Source organism: Paenibacillus sp. FSL H7-0735, assembly GCF_038008505.1.
Classification (GTDB): Bacteria; Bacillota; Bacilli; order Paenibacillales; family Paenibacillaceae; genus Paenibacillus_AQ; species Paenibacillus_AQ odorifer.
In genome coordinates, this window is the sequence record NZ_JBBOZH010000001.1 from 3590716 (window position 1) to 3605566 (window position 14851).

The following is a 14851-nucleotide window of genomic DNA, read 5'->3' on the forward strand; positions in this document are numbered from 1 at the left end:
TTATAAAACGGTTAATTTTCAATCACAATACGATTTAGCTTGAGATTAACCGGAGCAGCAATGGTGTCACCTACAGGGCATTTGCTCTCCAGAAATTGTACGAACTGTTCGACCTTCTCAGCAGGGGATGGAGTCTTTATGTAGAATGTATACCGAATATCGGAATAGCCAGGACGTACTTCAGAGCGGTTGAAGAATCCATCGAGATCCAAGTCACCTTCCACATCTACTCTGAAATCTTCAAGCTCCACCTCAAATTTAGAGGCGTAGACCCGAGCTACAATGGATTGGCAGGCACCCAAAGAAGCGAGCAAAGCTTCAACAGGATTCATTCCTGTATCCGTACCCCCTAGACTTGTCGGTTCGTCGATGACCAGCTCGAATTGTCTTACATTAGTAACGACCCTAACGCCGTCTTGCAAATGAGCAGTTGCTTTGAAAGTTTGAACATTTGGCATGTGTTTACACTCCTTCTTCTGGATAAACCAAGTATGATTTAATGTTTCTTATTGTTTGTAATCCTGAGTAATTAACTAGGAAATGTATAGATTATAGTTCTATTCTGTATACCCGTCAATACATGATTAAAATAATAGATAGGAGGCAGCTAGAGTGTCAATCGAAATTGAGAGCTATTTGGACTATCCTATGGTTGCAATTCCAGGGGGAGAAATAGAATTAAGAGACGATCGGATAAAGCGTAGATGGAAAGCAGAAATCAAACCGTTTCTTCTTGCACCTTATCCTGTAACTGTGGATCTATACAATGCTATAATTAATAACTCATCTCATGGAGATCTAAAACCGGTTGTGAATATTTCATGGTTTGAAGCCATCTCTTTTTGCAATCTGCTTTCCCAGAAAGCTGGATTTATAGAAGCTTATACTATAGGTGAAGATGGTAAACTCATTACTTGGGATAAGGAAACAAACGGATATCGACTTTCAACAGAAGCAGAGTGGCAATATGCATGTAAAGCAGGAACTTCCGGTTATCAATATGGAGAACTGGATAAAATTGCTTGGTATAATGAAAATTCAGGTGGCGAACTCCACGAAATAGGACAAAAGGAACCCAATGCTTGGGGACTTTATGATATGTTAGGAAATGTATGGGAATGGTGCTGGGATTTATATGATGAACAAGTGTATGGCTCCTATCGAATTTTTCGGGGAGGCAGCTGGGCAGAAGAGGACAGAGGATGTGGAGCCACATGCCGCCGTCGTAGTCATCCAACATTTAGCGTAGATGATCTTGGCTTCCGTCTTGCCCGGTCTTATTAATGGGCCATACATTTGTAATCAGAGTTAGAGGAGGAAATAACATGCGCGAAGGACACATAGAAAAGCACAGTTATAACGAGCATCGAGAATACGGAGAGCATGGAGAAATGAATATAAATGGAGTCAAGGAGGGTTCGGAGCATCCTCACAAAAGCGCTCAGACCTTTCGTCGTGCTAGGGCTATCGCATTTTTGGACAAGCTAATGATTAATCGTTCGGCGTTGCAGCAGCAGCTAAAAGAGTCAGAGATTGAAACGACAAAACAAGTCATTAGTGGTGAACTAAAAGCTACGGAAGCGATCATCGATGAGTTCATACATATGTTTCAGATTCATGAGATAACTTCTGATAAAAGAGAAAACTTTAATTTGGATAGAACCTAAGCCACTCAGCTATATAGAGGTGTTCATGCCCTAGGTTTTGATATGAATGAAAAAAGAAGACTTCTGAAGAAATCAGAGGTCTTCTTTATGTGTAGTTAATAAAGAAAAATGTCTAATGTAAAGAGAATACATCATAAAGTAAAACGCTTTCATGTTCACTTGATAAATTGATTTATATAATTAGTCCTGTAAGCAATATAAAAATGGGGGGCGAAAAAGAATGAAAAAAGTCAACAAAAAAAGGATGAACCTAACTCTAACAGTGTTGATGGCTATGTCCATGCTTATCACTGCTTGTGGTGGGAACAACGGGAATAACGTGAATTCCGAGGCTAATGCAAACGCAGGCAATACGGGAAAAACAACTGCGGCGGAAGAGAAGCTCAAGATTACCATGTGGTCTCAATTCGCGGATCCAAATTCTAAAGATGGTGGGTTTGTTGGTTTTTATAAAGCACTTGAGGCAACCAAGGCTAAATTCCCTAATGTAGAAATCGAGCATGTAGGTGTTGGGGGCGAATCTTATAAAACAAAAGTGAAAGCGGCTTCAGCAGCCAATGAACTGCCCGACATTTTTTACACCTGGGGTGGCGGATTCTCTGAGCCATTTATAGCGGGGAACCGGATTCTGTCCATTGATGATCTCGCAAAAGATGGAACGCTGGACCAAATCGTACCAGGTACGACAGACAATTTCGTCTTCGATAGCAAGCTTTACGGTCTGCCGATCAATATAGCTACTGCTCAAATGTACGTTAATAAAGAACTATTTGAGCAAGCAGGAGCAAAAATTCCGGAAACATGGGATGAGCTTGTTGCTGCGATTGAAGCACTAAAAGCAAAAGGTATTCAGCCGATTGCACTTGGGGCTAAAGACAGATGGCCAGCCATGCAATGGAACGCGATTCTAGCCATCCGGATGGCAGGCGTGGATGCTGTAAATGCCGCTTTAACGAAAACAGGATCATTCGACACACCTGAATTCACAGAAGCTGCTGCGAAATACAAACAATTGATTGATGCGGACTCCTTCGGCAAACATTTTGTTGGAACTTCTTATGATGACGCGACAAATATGTTCCTATCAGGCAAAGCAGCTATGATGTTCATGGGTGCTTGGGTCAACGGACAGATTGAAGATGATAACTCTCTGGTCAAAGGTAAAGTGGTACCGATTAAATTCCCAACCATTCCAGGGGGGAAAGGAAATGCTGACGAGTGGTTCGGAGGTTCGGGTGAAACATTCGTGCTCAATGCCGATCTGAAAAACAAGGAAAGAATATGGGAAGTATACAAGTTCTTTATTGAGACCATGTCTAAAGAAGTATTTCTGGCTGGTTCAGGCTCCTCAGCATGGAAAGTTGATGTAGGTGACACTTCTCAAATGAATCCACTGGCTCTGCAAATTGGTGAATTGTCTTCTTCAGCAACAGGTTTCTCCTACTGGTGGGATCAAATGCTGAATGGTAATGACACTGAATCTATGTTCGGCTCGCTGATGAAATTCGTTGCCGGAAAAACAACACCTGAAGACTACACGAAAGAATTACAGAGCAAGGTCAATCAAGGACAATAATCTGCGTCAGGCGGCGAGAATTGTTCGCCGCCTGATCGATTTAAAGGTGGAGTGAAGCATGCATCAAGTATTCGGAAACAAAAAGGCTATCGCCGTATTTGTTGTTCCTGCTTTGATTTTATACATTCTTGTTGGTTTTTTCCCGATCCTTCAGTCCATGTATTACAGTCTGCTGGACTGGGATGGGATTCAACCGGCTAAATTTATCGGTTTAGCTTCTTATAAGGATTTATTTTTTACAGATACGTACGGCATGGATTTTAATCATTCGATACTTAATACGTTGTATCTGGCAGTTCTTTCTGTTTTCATGCAACTTCCGATAGCTCTGGTGCTCGCTCTGGTTCTTGCCAGAGGGGTGTGGGGTGAAAAGCTGTATCGTACTTTGTATTTCATTCCAGTCTTGGTATCCTCCTCTGTCATCGGCGTTATGTTTCTGAAAATCTATCAGCCTGAATATGGCTTGCTGAATACGATACTCAATCAACTAGGCTTGTCCTCCTGGACACATGATTGGTTAACGGAAAGCGGAACAGCACTAATAAGTGTTATGATTCCAATCGTTTGGCAATATATCGGCTACCATATGCTTCTAATGTACGCTGCCATCAAAGGGATACCTGAAGATTTGTACGAGGCTGCAAAAATTGACGGAGCATCAAGTATAAGAACCGCCTTCTCTATTACCATTCCACTTATCTCACCGATCCTGAAGGTATGCGTCATATTTGCTGTTTTGGGATCATTAAAGTTTTTCGATTTAGTCTTCATTATGACCAATGGCTACCCTACACCGGAAACTAGTGTTCCAAGTACATTGATGTATTCATCGATTTTTAATCGCAATATGTATGGGTACGGCAGCGCGATGGCCGTGTTTATGGTTGTGGAATGTCTCTTTTTCTACTTAATTCTACAAAAACTGATCAGAACCTACGATGATAAGGAGGAGAGCTAATGACAACAACACATAACCGCCGCTGGCCAAAGGTTGTTTTGCAGCTTGCGTTTCTAATCTTCGCCGTTATTCAATTGTATCCGCTCGTGTGGCTTGTATTTTCATCCTTTAAAACAAACATAGAAATTACAGGCTCAAATGTGATGGGCTTGCCTAATGAGTGGCGGTGGGCGAATTACGACTACGCACTTTTTAAGGCGAATATCGCACGTAACTTTTTGAACAGCCTTATGTATACAACGGTAACTGTCATTATTTCTGCTCTGTTATCGGCAATGGTTTCTTTTGCTGTCGCAAGAATGAAGTGGAAGCTTAATAATGTGGTGCTTACTTTCTTTATGCTGGGATTGATGATCCCCGTACATGCTACGCTGCTACCTGTCTTTCAGATGTTAAAAATGACAAGTTTGCTGAATACACCGTGGGCTTTAATCATTCCTTATACCGTTAGTGCACTTCCTACTACAATCTTTATCATGATTGGTTTTTTTAGAGCGCTGCCAGGGGAGTTGGAAGAAGCCAGCGTTGTAGACGGCTGCAATATTTATCAGGTTTTTTTCCGTATTATGCTTCCGCTTGTAAAGCCGGCTATCGTAACCACTTCCATCTTTACTTTTTTATCCGCTTGGAACGAACTGATGTTTGCTAATACGTTCATTAATGATCCTGACTTAGCAACAATTACCGTCGCCATCAATTCGTTTAAAAGTGCCTATGCCACAGAATTCGGACCTATGTTCGCTGGAATGGTTGTGGCTACACTACCCATGATCATTATCTACTTGTTCCTAAGTAACCAAGTCCAAAAAAGCATTATTGCCGGGGCAGTTAAGGGCTAAAGCAATGGGATAGGAATCCTTCGAAAAATGCTATACTAGTATCGTATTGAAGTAGCTATAAATAAAGGTCCGTATTCGCTTAATTGTCGGCCAGGAGGTTACCGATGAGGTTTGCACGTATCCGATCACAAATCGTTTTTTACTACTTGGCCTTACTAGTGGTTTCCATGATTGCAAGCGGTATTATGTACCAACGAATCAATGAGAAATTCACCGAGGAAAAGGTAGGTGAGGTATCGCTTCAAACCTTAAACGCCATGAATTCCGGAATCGAATCACTTCTTGACAGCACGAATAATTATTCCAAGATGATCGTGTCGAACAATACAGTTCAGGAAGTTCTGGGCAGTGATCTGGCGGGTAACGACATCGGAATTTTAACTTACAAGCTAGAGGTGGCTCTGTCAGATTTTATGCTCGCAGAGCCCTCTATCTCTTCTGTCTATCTATTCGATAATGCAGGACGTAAGTTTGCGATTGATTTGCAGTCTGCAAAACCGATCAGAACGGATGGGATCGAGTCAGCGGAATGGTATTCCGAGGCGGTCGCCTTGGACGGAAAAGCAATTTGGAGGAAAAATGCCGGAGGTATCTTCAATTTTGAGACGAAGGAACCCCAGCAGGATCCACAATATATTTCTCTGATTCGTATCGTAAACGACATGAACACTTCCAAGAAAATAGGAGTATTAGTCGTGAACATTACGGTTCAGGAGCTGAAAAAAAGCTATGAACGTTCGATCAACGATAATAAACCTGATTTAATGATCGAAACTGGATATGAGACACTCCTTGATTTTACAAAACCTGAATTATCGACTTATACAAACTCTTCTATGCTTGATGTGCCGCTCGGCAGTAGCAAAATCGTAAAGATCAAAGATCATAATTATCTGATCTCTTCTCTGGTTTCAATGGATCGTGGTTGGAAGTTTACTAGCGCTCAGCCTCTGGGGGAATGGGAAAGCCCCTATCGTCAATTTAATCTAATGCTGTTAATGATTATGCTGTTTAATTTCATTTCTATATTTTTAGGTTCCGTCTGGATTTCTAGATTCATTACAACACCTATTTTACATATGCTGCGATCCATGAAAAAAGTGGAGATTGGAGAGTTTAGTTTGGTTCGGTACGAGGCGAGAACTGATGAGCTGAACCAGTTGAAAGATAGGTATAACAATATGATTGTGACCATTGAGCAAGCGCTGAAGCGGGAGAAAGAAGAACAGAAATTGATTCGGAAACTCGAATTGGATATTTTGCAGCAGCAAATTAAACCACATTTTTTATATAACACGTTAGAATCAGCTGGCTATTTAACTTTGTCAGGAAATAATAATGAGGCGTACCAGATTATTTCTGAGCTTGCAGCCTTCTATCGTCAGAGTCTTAGTAAGGGCAGTGATGTAGTAACGTTAAGAGAAGAAGTAGAGATCACTAAAAGTTATTTGAGTATACAAAATATTCGCTATCCAGAAATTTTCACCAGTGAAATTGAGGTGCCGGAAGAAGCTGAGTATGTTCGGATACCCAAATTGACGCTTCAGCCGCTTGTAGAAAATGCGCTTTATCATGGTATTCGCCCTTTAGGGGAGTGTGGTAAGATTCGCATCCTTGCCCGAATTCAGGGGAATCGACTGAAGCTAGTCGTGGAAGATGATGGTGTGGGGATGAATGAAGACAAACGTCGGGAAATGCAAGCTGAGCCCTATGGGCAAAATGAGTCCAGTTTTGGGTTGCGCGGTACTTTGATGCGTCTGAAGCTGTACTATGGGGCGGACATGAATTGTAGTTTGGTCAGTGCACCGGGAGAAGGAACTCGGATTGAATTGGAACTACCGCTTGAGGAGGGGAATAGTCATGGAGCTTGAACTGCTCAGAGCCATTATTGTGGATGATGAAATTAATGCGAGAAAAATTGTTCCCATCATTATAGATTGGAAAGCGGTTGGTTACAGATTCGTAGGTGAGGCCTCGAATGGAAGCGAAGCGTTAGATCTGATCGAAACGATGAAACCGGATGTAGTATTTACAGATATCAGTATGCCTTTTATGGATGGACTGGAATTAAGCCGGTTGATAAAAGAAAGGTATCCGCTAGTCAAAATTGTGATCATCACTGCACATCCCGAATTCGAATATGCAAAAAGAAGCCTGGACATTGGAGTACAAAATTTTATCTTGAAGCCGCTTCAATCCGAGGAAGTACGAAGAGTTGCGGTAGATCTTCATGGGAAAATCCGGGAAGAGACAGAGCGGTGGAACGAATATCAGGAACTGAATCGACAGTTAAAAGAAAACGCCGTTCAACTAAAAGAAAAATTTCTAAATGATTTGCTATCAGGCCTCTGGGACCCCGATCAGCTGGACAGCCGGTTCCATTACTTTTTTCCTGACTCAGCGAACAGCCTGTTTTCAATCATGCTCATTGAACTTCAAATCTCCTTAGAAGAAGGGGAGGAACAACGAATCCTGCAGTCTTTGCGTTGTAAGAGGTTTATTGATTACGCGCTTGAAGAGTATGAGGGAATCGAAGTTTTTTTTGATAACAGTCAACGCATTGTCCTTCTTAATAGAAAAGATAATCAGAATCTTACGAAGATTGGAGAGTGGCTTGCCCAATCGCTCCATGAAAAGCTTGAATGCAAAGCTTGCATTGGCGTAGGCAGTACCTGCAAGGATTTCAATAGGATCAAAGAATCCTATAAAGAGGCGCTGGAGGCAGTTAGATATGGTAAGTTAAAGGGCAGTAACGCCATCTATTTTTTTAATGATGAAATTCATTTCGGGGGCCGATCCTGGGAAGTTAAGACGAATGAAATTGAGGAAATTTTGTTTTTTGTAAAAGCTGGTGTCTTAGACAAGGCTATGCAATCCATCGAGAAAATGTTTCAGGATTTGGAGAAGTCCAAGGCTTTTTCTGTGGAACGAGCTAGGTTGGTTTCCGCCCAATTTGTCTCCACATTAATCAATTCACTCGCTGAAATGGGAGTTATAATAGATAATAATCTTTCTTTCGATATTTCGCCATATAAAAGGATTTTTGAGCTCGATAGCCTGCCAGACATGCAACAGACATTACTTGAACTCACAGAGAAGGTAACCTCTCAAGTAACCCGGGCACGTAGCAAAAAAACCAATAATATTATCCATGAAGTTAAAGAATTTATTCAACAGGAGATGCACATTCCGGAGATGTCTTTATCCTATGTATCGAATAAATTCCACATGAATTCCAGTTACTTTAGCCGGATCTTTAAGCAGGACATAGGGACTAGCTTTACGGATTATCTTCTCAAGTGCAGAATGGAAAAAGCGGTGAAGCTTCTGAATGAAACGGATTGGAAAGCTTATCAAATTGCTGAAAAGGTAGGCATTAAAGATCCATTTTACTTCAGTAACTGTTTTAAAAAAGTAATGGGAGTATCCGTTCAGGAGTATAAGAAAAATAGTTTTTCCCTATAAATCACTCCGTTGAATTTGATGATTTTTCTCTTTAAGCCCGCACTTTATGCGGGTTTTTATTGTTTTTTCAGATATAAAATGAGCAATTATGATGTTACAAAATGGAAAAATGATCTTGACAGAAATGGTTTCTATCGTATACATTTGTATACATGAAGAACGCGTATACAATTGTATACACTACTGCAAAAGGAGGAAATAAAATGCGTGAAGGACATATCGGCAAACGTGGCGGTCATAGGGAGCACGGAGAACACAGAGATCGTGGCTTTATGAAACATGGGATGACAGAACCGATGGATCAACATCCTAAAAGTGCTCAAACTTTTCGCCGTGGCAGAGCCATCGCTTTTTTAGATAAGCTTATGGTTAACCGGGCTACATTACAGCGGCAGTTAAATCAGCCTGAGCTTGAATCGATTAAACAAGTGGTTAGCGGTGAATTAAAAGCAACGGAAGCGATCATTGAAGAGTTTAAACAAATCTTTCAGATTCATGAGATCGCTCCAGAAGATACAACATCAAATGTTAAAAAAGAGGAGAGTAAAGAAAAAGATGAAAATAACTGAGCTCATTAAAACCCGTAGAAGTATAAAACAATTCAAACAGACTCCAATAGGTGAAGAGGAGTTACATTCATGGCTGGAGGCTGCAAGTTACGCTCCTAATCATCGTATGACCGAACCTTGGGAGCTTCTTTTCATCGGATCCAATACTAGAGCGAAATTAAAACATAAGACGGATTTTGGCAACGCACCTGTTGTTTTTGCAGTTCTGTCTAAGCCTGCCGCAACTGCGTTTGAACGCGATGAGAATGTTATGGCTGCTGCTTGTTTCGTACAAAATTTCCTATTAGCTGCACATGAAGCAGGTGTAGGTACGTATTGGGCTTCGCTGGGGGCTTTGCCTCATAATCGTGAGATTCTTAATGTTCAAGAAAATTACGATGTTATTGGGATATTTGGAATGGGTTATCCGGAGGAAATGCCGAATGCGAAACCCAGAACACCGATTAGTTCTAAAATCACGTATTTATCTTAAACAATTGAAGGTGGCGGAATGTGGAAGCTTAAGCATTATTTGAGGCCATATTGGGTGTGGTGTGTGTTGGCACCATTGCTGATGCTGGTCGAAGTGACTATGGATTTACTGCAGCCCACGCTCATGGCGAGCATTGTGGATAAGGGTGTTATGACAAAAGATTTGTCTCATATTTTCTCGACCGGACTGATTATGCTTGGTGTAGCGTTTATCGGTCTAATTGGTGGGGTGGGCTGCACTATTTTTTCGAGTATTGCTTCTCAAAACTTCGGTAATGATTTGCGGATTAGCTTGTTTGAACATATTCAGAAATTTTCTAACAAGAACCTGGATCAATTGAAGACGGGCTCACTGATTACGCGATTAACAAATGATGTGGTGCAGCTGCAAACCTTTGTGCAAATGATTTTGCGGAGTATTCGATCTCCATTGCTATTAGTCGGAAGCTTGGTGATGGCCATCCGGATTAGTCCTATGCTGACCCTCATCCTAGCCGTTGCCGTGCCACTCTTGAGTTTAATATTGTATGGGTTAATCCGACTTTCTTTTCCTTTGTTTCAAAAAATGCAGGTCAAATTAGACGGTGTGAACACAGTGTTGCAGGAAAATTTATCCGGCATCCGTGTAGTCAAAGCATTCGTCCGCGCTAATCATGAACAGAAACGCTTTAATACAGCTAACAAGGATTATACAGAAATTGCGATAAAAGCGGTACGGTTAATGTCATTAAATATGCCGCTAATGATGCTTGTACTCAATGCCAGTATTGTTGCTGTACTATGGTTTGGGGGAGTGCAAAGCTGGAACGGTGGGCTGCCAGTTGGTCAGCTGATCGCTTTTATTAACTATATAACCCAATTGTTGATGTCAATGCTGATGTTAAGCAATATGTTGACCTTCTTCTCACGAGCCAAGGTTTCTGCCGATCGGGAGAATGAAGTATTTTCCACCATTAGTGAGATTACAGAAGTTGCCAACGCTAAAAAAGATGCCATACACAACGGTCGGATCGTATTTGACAATGTATCTTTTGCTTATGATCCTACGGATGAAAATCTAGTGTTAGACGGTATTAATTTCACTGCGGAGCCAGGAGAAACAGTGGCCATTCTTGGTGCCACCGGTACTGGTAAATCATCATTGGTCAGCCTTATTCCCCGGTTTTACGAAGTGTCCTCTGGCGCAATCACAATTGACGGCTCCGACACTCGTATGATTGCTCTGGAAGATTTGCGCAGCAGAATCGGATATGTTATGCAGCAGGCTATTCTGTTCAGCGGTACTATCCGCGATAATATCCGATATGGCAGACCGGATGCCACAGATGAGGATGTGGAAGAAGCAGCAATAGCCGCTGAAGCTCACAATTTCATTTTAGAACTTCCACAGGGTTACGATACAGAGCTCGGCCAGCGTGGCATTAACCTGTCCGGTGGGCAAAAGCAGCGGCTTTCGATTGCACGGGCACTTTTAATTCAGCCAACAATCCTCATTATGGATGACAGCACTAGTGCGCTCGATGCAGCGACAGAGTCACGAATCTGGCAGATGTTAAAAACACGGCTGCGCAGCAGCACGAATATTTTGATAGCTCAGCGTGTCACCTCTGTAATTGACGCTGATCGTATTCTGGTATTAGAAAACGGCCGAATTGCTGTACAAGGTACACATGATGGTCTTATGAATAGCAGTGAAATATACAGAGATATTTGGAGATCACAGATGAAGGGAGAGGAGGTACCTTATGTCAAAGCTTAATAACGGCATGAACACCACTCCTTTTAATCGATCAGGAGGATTCGGACCTGGACAGGGATCTGGTCCCGGACGCGGCGGAGCTGTGCCGATCGTACGTGCTAAGAATCAAGCGGGCACACTCAAACGCATTTGGACGTATTTGAACCGCCAGCGGTTCGGGCTAATCATTGTATATGTATTTACAGTGTTGAATGCAATCCTTTCGTTGATTGGGCCTTATCTAATCGGTAAAGCGATTGATACTGCCGTAATTCCTCACGATTATCAGGGTCTTATTCGCTTTTGTCTACTCCTAATAGGTATTTATGGGCTAAGCAGTGTAGTTGCTTGGGTGCAAGCCTATGTTATGACCTCCGTTTCACAGAATACCGTGTTTGAGCTGCGTCGTGATCTGTTCAGCAAATATCAACAGCTACCGATTAAGTTTTTTGACACGCAAGCTAACGGAGAACTAATGAGCCGGGCAACCAACGATATAGAGAGCGTATCCAGTACACTTAATCAGAGTGTGACCCAGTTATTAAACAGTTTGATCACACTAAGCGGTTCACTAGTGATCATGTTAATGATGAACGTTCCGTTGACCGTAGTTTCACTGATAACGATCCCTCTTGTGTTATTGTCCAGCCGTAAAATCATAGGTTTAAGTCGAACTTATTTTAAAAATCAGCAACGCCATTTAGGTGAATTGGGTGGATTTATCGAAGAAACCATCAGCGGACAAAAAGTGGTTAAACAATACAGCAGGGAAGAGACAGAAGTGAAACGGTTCCGCAAAATCAGCGGAGAGCTGAATAAAGTCGGCATTAAGGCACAAATTGTATCCGGATTAGTGGGACCGGTTATGAACATGATTAATAACTTTGGATTTGCGATCATTGCCGGGGTGGGTGGCTGGATGGCTTTTCATAACATGGCTACGGTTGGCGTAATCGTTAGCTTCCTTACGTATTCCAAACAGTTCGGACGACCGATCTCCGATCTTGCTAACCAGTACAATCTAATTCAGTCGGCAATTGCTGGTGCGGAGCGTGTGTTTGAAGTCATGGATATGCCCTCCGAATACGGTGACGGTGATGAACAAAGTGACGATCTGCCGAGGTTAAAAGGGAATGTTGTTTTCAAAGACGTTTCATTTGCTTACAAGCCGGATTCACCAATTCTGAGTGAGGTTACGTTTGAAGCAAAACCCGGAGAGAAAATTGCGCTTGTTGGCCCAACGGGTGCTGGAAAAACGACCATTGTCAACTTGCTGATCAGATTCTACGATTTGAGCGGCGGCTCCATATTCATTGATGGACGCGAGATTGGAGAGCTGGATAAAAACGCACTTCGTAGTCAATTGGGAATGGTATTGCAAGACGCGCATGTATTTTCGGGAACGATTCGGGAAAATATTCGTTTTGGCCGCCTTGATGCGACAGACCAAGAGGTAGAGGAAGCGGCAAGATTGGCCAATGCAGATGCCTTTATCAATAGACTGCCACATGGATATGAGACTATTCTCCATTCGGAAGGCAGTAATTTGAGCCACGGCCAGCGTCAGCTTTTAACGATTGCCCGCGCTGTTCTAGCTGATCCAGCTATTTTGATCCTAGATGAGGCAACCAGCAGTGTGGATACGCGTACGGAAATGCATATTCAACAGGCGATGGAAAAGCTAATGAAGGAACGAACAAGCTTTGTGATCGCCCATAGGCTTAGTACCATCCAGGATGCTGATCGTATACTCGTTATTCAGGGTGGCGGAATTGCCGAGCAAGGCAGTCATAAAGAGCTTCTTGCGCTGCAAGGTGTTTATTACGAGCTGTACAATACCCAGTTCAAACGAGCGATTTAAAAGAATCTTTACTTGAACCGATAACATTTGTAAGTAGATGCTTTTATCGGACTCATCTGACCTTAAAGGCGAGATTTTCTGATTTTCAGAATGTTAAAGGACCCCACTGCAGCTATTGGGGTGAAGGAATAGCATCCCAGGGTCCGAAGTCCTTAAAAAGATGTGTAATCTATTGCGTAATTAATGCCCGATAAAAAAGAGCGACGATTCACCTATTATAGGAGAATCGCCGCTCTTTTTATAAATTCCTCTCTAATAACGTTCCGAGTTGTTCAGCCAAGACTTGATGTGGTACAGGTCTTTCATTCTTGAACCACCATTCCACTACCCCTGCATAAGCCGATGCAACAAAACTAATAATAACCTCTTCATTTAACCCTTGGTTTATTCCTGCGGTGACATTTACTTCATGCCGAAACTCATCGAGAAGAAAGCTTAAGAAACGATTTCGAAAATAAGGAGCACCTTTACTCGCTAACATCATAGAGAAGAAAGAATAATTTTTATCGAAGTATTCCGTCCAGATCAACGTTGCCTCGATAAAATCCAATTCAGACGCCGATTCACAAAGTGCTCTTAGGACCTCTATATGTTCTTCGATAAGTTTATCTAACAAATCATATTTATCCAGATAATGAAGGTAGATCGTTCCCCGGCTTACATTTGCTGTGTCGGAGAGATCCTGTATGGTAATGTCGTCAAAATTTTTCTTAGTCATCAGTTCAATGACGGCCTTTTTAAGCGCATCTTGAGATTTGAGTATTCTTCTATCCACTTTAGACATTCGGGGCTCACCTTACTTTCTAAAAATAATAAACACATTTATAGGATCTGTTTAGTATTGAACAAAACAGACTCATCGTACAATTGAATGTATTCTGTAACTGTTTATAATAATAGATTATAGTCTATTAATAAATCAATATACAATATCGAAAGGGTGTTTTTTCACATGCCAAATATCAAAGATAAAGTCGTAATTATTACAGGTGCTTCTAGTGGGATTGGGGAAGCCGCCGCGAAAGAACTAGCCTCTAAAGGTGCTAAGCTTGTCCTAGCCGCTCGTCGTGAGGAACGTCTTCAAAAGCTTCAAGGAGAAATTGAACAAAGTGGTGGAACAGCCATCTACAAAGTGACAGATGTGACTTCCCAAGCACAAATGGAAGAACTGGCTGCTTATGCACTTAAAGAGTTTGGCAAAATTGATGTATTAGTTAATAATGCGGGAATCATGCCACAAGCTTTTCTTTTTAAGAAAAAGGTGGATGAATGGGATCAAATGATTGACGTAAATATCAAAGGGGTTTTATATGCGATTGCAGCTGTTCTCCCATCAATGAGAGAGCAAAAATCTGGTCATATTATTAACTTATCATCGGTTGCTGGCCATAACATTTACCCAGGGGGTACAGTATATTGTGGCACCAAGCATGCGGTTAGAGCAATTTCTGAAGGGCTTCGTCAAGAAGAAGCGATGAGTGGAACCAATATTCGTGTTACCAATGTTTCTCCAGGAGCCGTCAGCAGCGAATTGTTAGATACTACCTCAGATGCAGAGTCAAAAGCTGGCTTGAATGAATTTTACAAAATAGCCATTGATGCAGACAGCATCGCTCGTGCCATCACATTTGCCATTGAGCAACCTTCAGATTTGGCTATCAATGAAATGATTATTCGCCCAACAGTTCAAGTAGGTTAAAAGGGGAT

Annotated in this window: 14 protein-coding genes; 12 read left to right on the forward strand and 2 right to left on the reverse strand. The window is 41.9% G+C overall.

Annotation, left to right across the window (positions count from 1 at the left end):
- Positions 1-11: 11 nt before the first annotated feature.
- Entirely contained in the window at positions 12-458 is a 447-nt protein-coding gene (locus tag NSS82_RS16350) for an OsmC family protein (RefSeq protein WP_076272536.1), read from the reverse strand.
- A gap of 190 nt (positions 459-648) precedes the next feature.
- Between NSS82_RS16350 and NSS82_RS16355 the strand changes: the two genes are divergently transcribed.
- The 11 genes from NSS82_RS16355 to NSS82_RS16405 all read left to right on the forward strand — a co-directional run bounded on the left by NSS82_RS16355 (position 649) and on the right by NSS82_RS16405 (position 13144).
- Positions 649-1284, forward strand: a complete 636-nt coding sequence (locus NSS82_RS16355; protein ID WP_174890055.1) for a formylglycine-generating enzyme family protein — start codon at positions 649-651, stop codon at positions 1282-1284.
- Between the two features lie 41 nt (positions 1285-1325).
- Positions 1326-1667, forward strand: coding sequence for a hypothetical protein (locus NSS82_RS16360; protein WP_081386588.1), 342 nt, complete (start codon positions 1326-1328; stop codon positions 1665-1667).
- 220 nt (positions 1668-1887) lie between these two features.
- The gene (locus tag NSS82_RS16365) at positions 1888-3243 is read left to right on the forward strand and encodes an ABC transporter substrate-binding protein (protein ID WP_038570948.1); all 1356 of its coding nucleotides are present in this window, start codon (positions 1888-1890) and stop codon (positions 3241-3243) included.
- Positions 3244-3301: 58 nt separating this feature from the next.
- Positions 3302-4201 (forward strand): carbohydrate ABC transporter permease, encoded by a 900-nt coding sequence (locus tag NSS82_RS16370; RefSeq protein WP_076272537.1) that lies wholly within the window; start codon positions 3302-3304, stop codon positions 4199-4201.
- Positions 4201-5040: a carbohydrate ABC transporter permease gene (locus NSS82_RS16375; protein WP_076105666.1), complete on the forward strand. Its 840-nt coding sequence runs from the start codon at positions 4201-4203 to the stop codon at positions 5038-5040. Before NSS82_RS16370 ends, NSS82_RS16375 begins: the two co-directional genes overlap by 1 nt.
- Positions 5041-5144: 104 nt before the next feature.
- Positions 5145-6911: a cache domain-containing sensor histidine kinase gene (locus NSS82_RS16380; protein ID WP_076272538.1), complete on the forward strand. Its 1767-nt coding sequence runs from the start codon at positions 5145-5147 to the stop codon at positions 6909-6911.
- Positions 6901-8505: a response regulator gene (locus NSS82_RS16385; protein WP_076272539.1), complete on the forward strand. Its 1605-nt coding sequence runs from the start codon at positions 6901-6903 to the stop codon at positions 8503-8505. Before NSS82_RS16380 ends, NSS82_RS16385 begins: the two co-directional genes overlap by 11 nt.
- A gap of 203 nt (positions 8506-8708) precedes the next feature.
- Positions 8709-9074, forward strand: coding sequence for a hypothetical protein (locus NSS82_RS16390; protein WP_052097030.1), 366 nt, complete (start codon positions 8709-8711; stop codon positions 9072-9074).
- Positions 9061-9546 carry a nitroreductase family protein gene (locus tag NSS82_RS16395; RefSeq protein ID WP_038570966.1) on the forward strand — a complete coding sequence of 162 codons (486 nt, stop codon included), beginning with the start codon at positions 9061-9063 and terminating at the stop codon, positions 9544-9546. The genes NSS82_RS16390 and NSS82_RS16395 overlap by 14 nt, the downstream gene beginning before the upstream one ends.
- A gap of 18 nt (positions 9547-9564) precedes the next feature.
- A complete protein-coding gene (locus tag NSS82_RS16400; protein ID WP_076272540.1) occupies positions 9565-11304 on the forward strand; it encodes an ABC transporter ATP-binding protein in 1740 nt (579 codons plus the stop codon).
- Positions 11291-13144 (forward strand): ABC transporter ATP-binding protein, encoded by a 1854-nt coding sequence (locus NSS82_RS16405; RefSeq protein WP_081386589.1) that lies wholly within the window; start codon positions 11291-11293, stop codon positions 13142-13144. Before NSS82_RS16400 ends, NSS82_RS16405 begins: the two co-directional genes overlap by 14 nt.
- Positions 13145-13382: 238 nt before the next feature.
- On the opposite strand, the gene NSS82_RS16410 is transcribed toward NSS82_RS16405, so the two are convergent.
- On the reverse strand, positions 13383-13928 hold the full coding sequence (locus NSS82_RS16410) for a TetR/AcrR family transcriptional regulator (protein ID WP_076272541.1): 546 nt from the start codon (positions 13926-13928) through the stop codon (positions 13383-13385).
- A gap of 168 nt (positions 13929-14096) precedes the next feature.
- Between NSS82_RS16410 and NSS82_RS16415 the strand changes: the two genes are divergently transcribed.
- Positions 14097-14843 carry an SDR family oxidoreductase gene (locus NSS82_RS16415; protein WP_038570975.1) on the forward strand — a complete coding sequence of 249 codons (747 nt, stop codon included), beginning with the start codon at positions 14097-14099 and terminating at the stop codon, positions 14841-14843.
- Positions 14844-14851: the final 8 nt, after the last annotated feature.

Excerpts from the sequence above, each read along its gene's own strand:
- NSS82_RS16350 (WP_076272536.1), bottom strand. The coding sequence starts at position 458 with ATGCCAAATGTTCAAACTTTCAAAGCAACTGCTCATTTGCAAGACGGC.
- NSS82_RS16355 (WP_174890055.1), top strand. The coding sequence starts at position 649 with ATGGTTGCAATTCCAGGGGGAGAAATAGAATTAAGAGACGATCGGATA.
- NSS82_RS16360 (WP_081386588.1), top strand. The coding sequence starts at position 1,326 with ATGCGCGAAGGACACATAGAAAAGCACAGTTATAACGAGCATCGAGAA.
- NSS82_RS16365 (WP_038570948.1), top strand. The coding sequence starts at position 1,888 with ATGAAAAAAGTCAACAAAAAAAGGATGAACCTAACTCTAACAGTGTTG.
- NSS82_RS16370 (WP_076272537.1), top strand. The coding sequence starts at position 3,302 with ATGCATCAAGTATTCGGAAACAAAAAGGCTATCGCCGTATTTGTTGTT.
- NSS82_RS16375 (WP_076105666.1), top strand. The coding sequence starts at position 4,201 with ATGACAACAACACATAACCGCCGCTGGCCAAAGGTTGTTTTGCAGCTT.
- NSS82_RS16380 (WP_076272538.1), top strand. The coding sequence starts at position 5,145 with ATGAGGTTTGCACGTATCCGATCACAAATCGTTTTTTACTACTTGGCC.
- NSS82_RS16385 (WP_076272539.1), top strand. The coding sequence starts at position 6,901 with ATGGAGCTTGAACTGCTCAGAGCCATTATTGTGGATGATGAAATTAAT.
- NSS82_RS16390 (WP_052097030.1), top strand. The coding sequence starts at position 8,709 with ATGCGTGAAGGACATATCGGCAAACGTGGCGGTCATAGGGAGCACGGA.
- NSS82_RS16395 (WP_038570966.1), top strand. The coding sequence starts at position 9,061 with ATGAAAATAACTGAGCTCATTAAAACCCGTAGAAGTATAAAACAATTC.
- NSS82_RS16400 (WP_076272540.1), top strand. The coding sequence starts at position 9,565 with ATGTGGAAGCTTAAGCATTATTTGAGGCCATATTGGGTGTGGTGTGTG.
- NSS82_RS16405 (WP_081386589.1), top strand. The coding sequence starts at position 11,291 with ATGTCAAAGCTTAATAACGGCATGAACACCACTCCTTTTAATCGATCA.
- NSS82_RS16410 (WP_076272541.1), bottom strand. The coding sequence starts at position 13,928 with ATGTCTAAAGTGGATAGAAGAATACTCAAATCTCAAGATGCGCTTAAA.
- NSS82_RS16415 (WP_038570975.1), top strand. The coding sequence starts at position 14,097 with ATGCCAAATATCAAAGATAAAGTCGTAATTATTACAGGTGCTTCTAGT.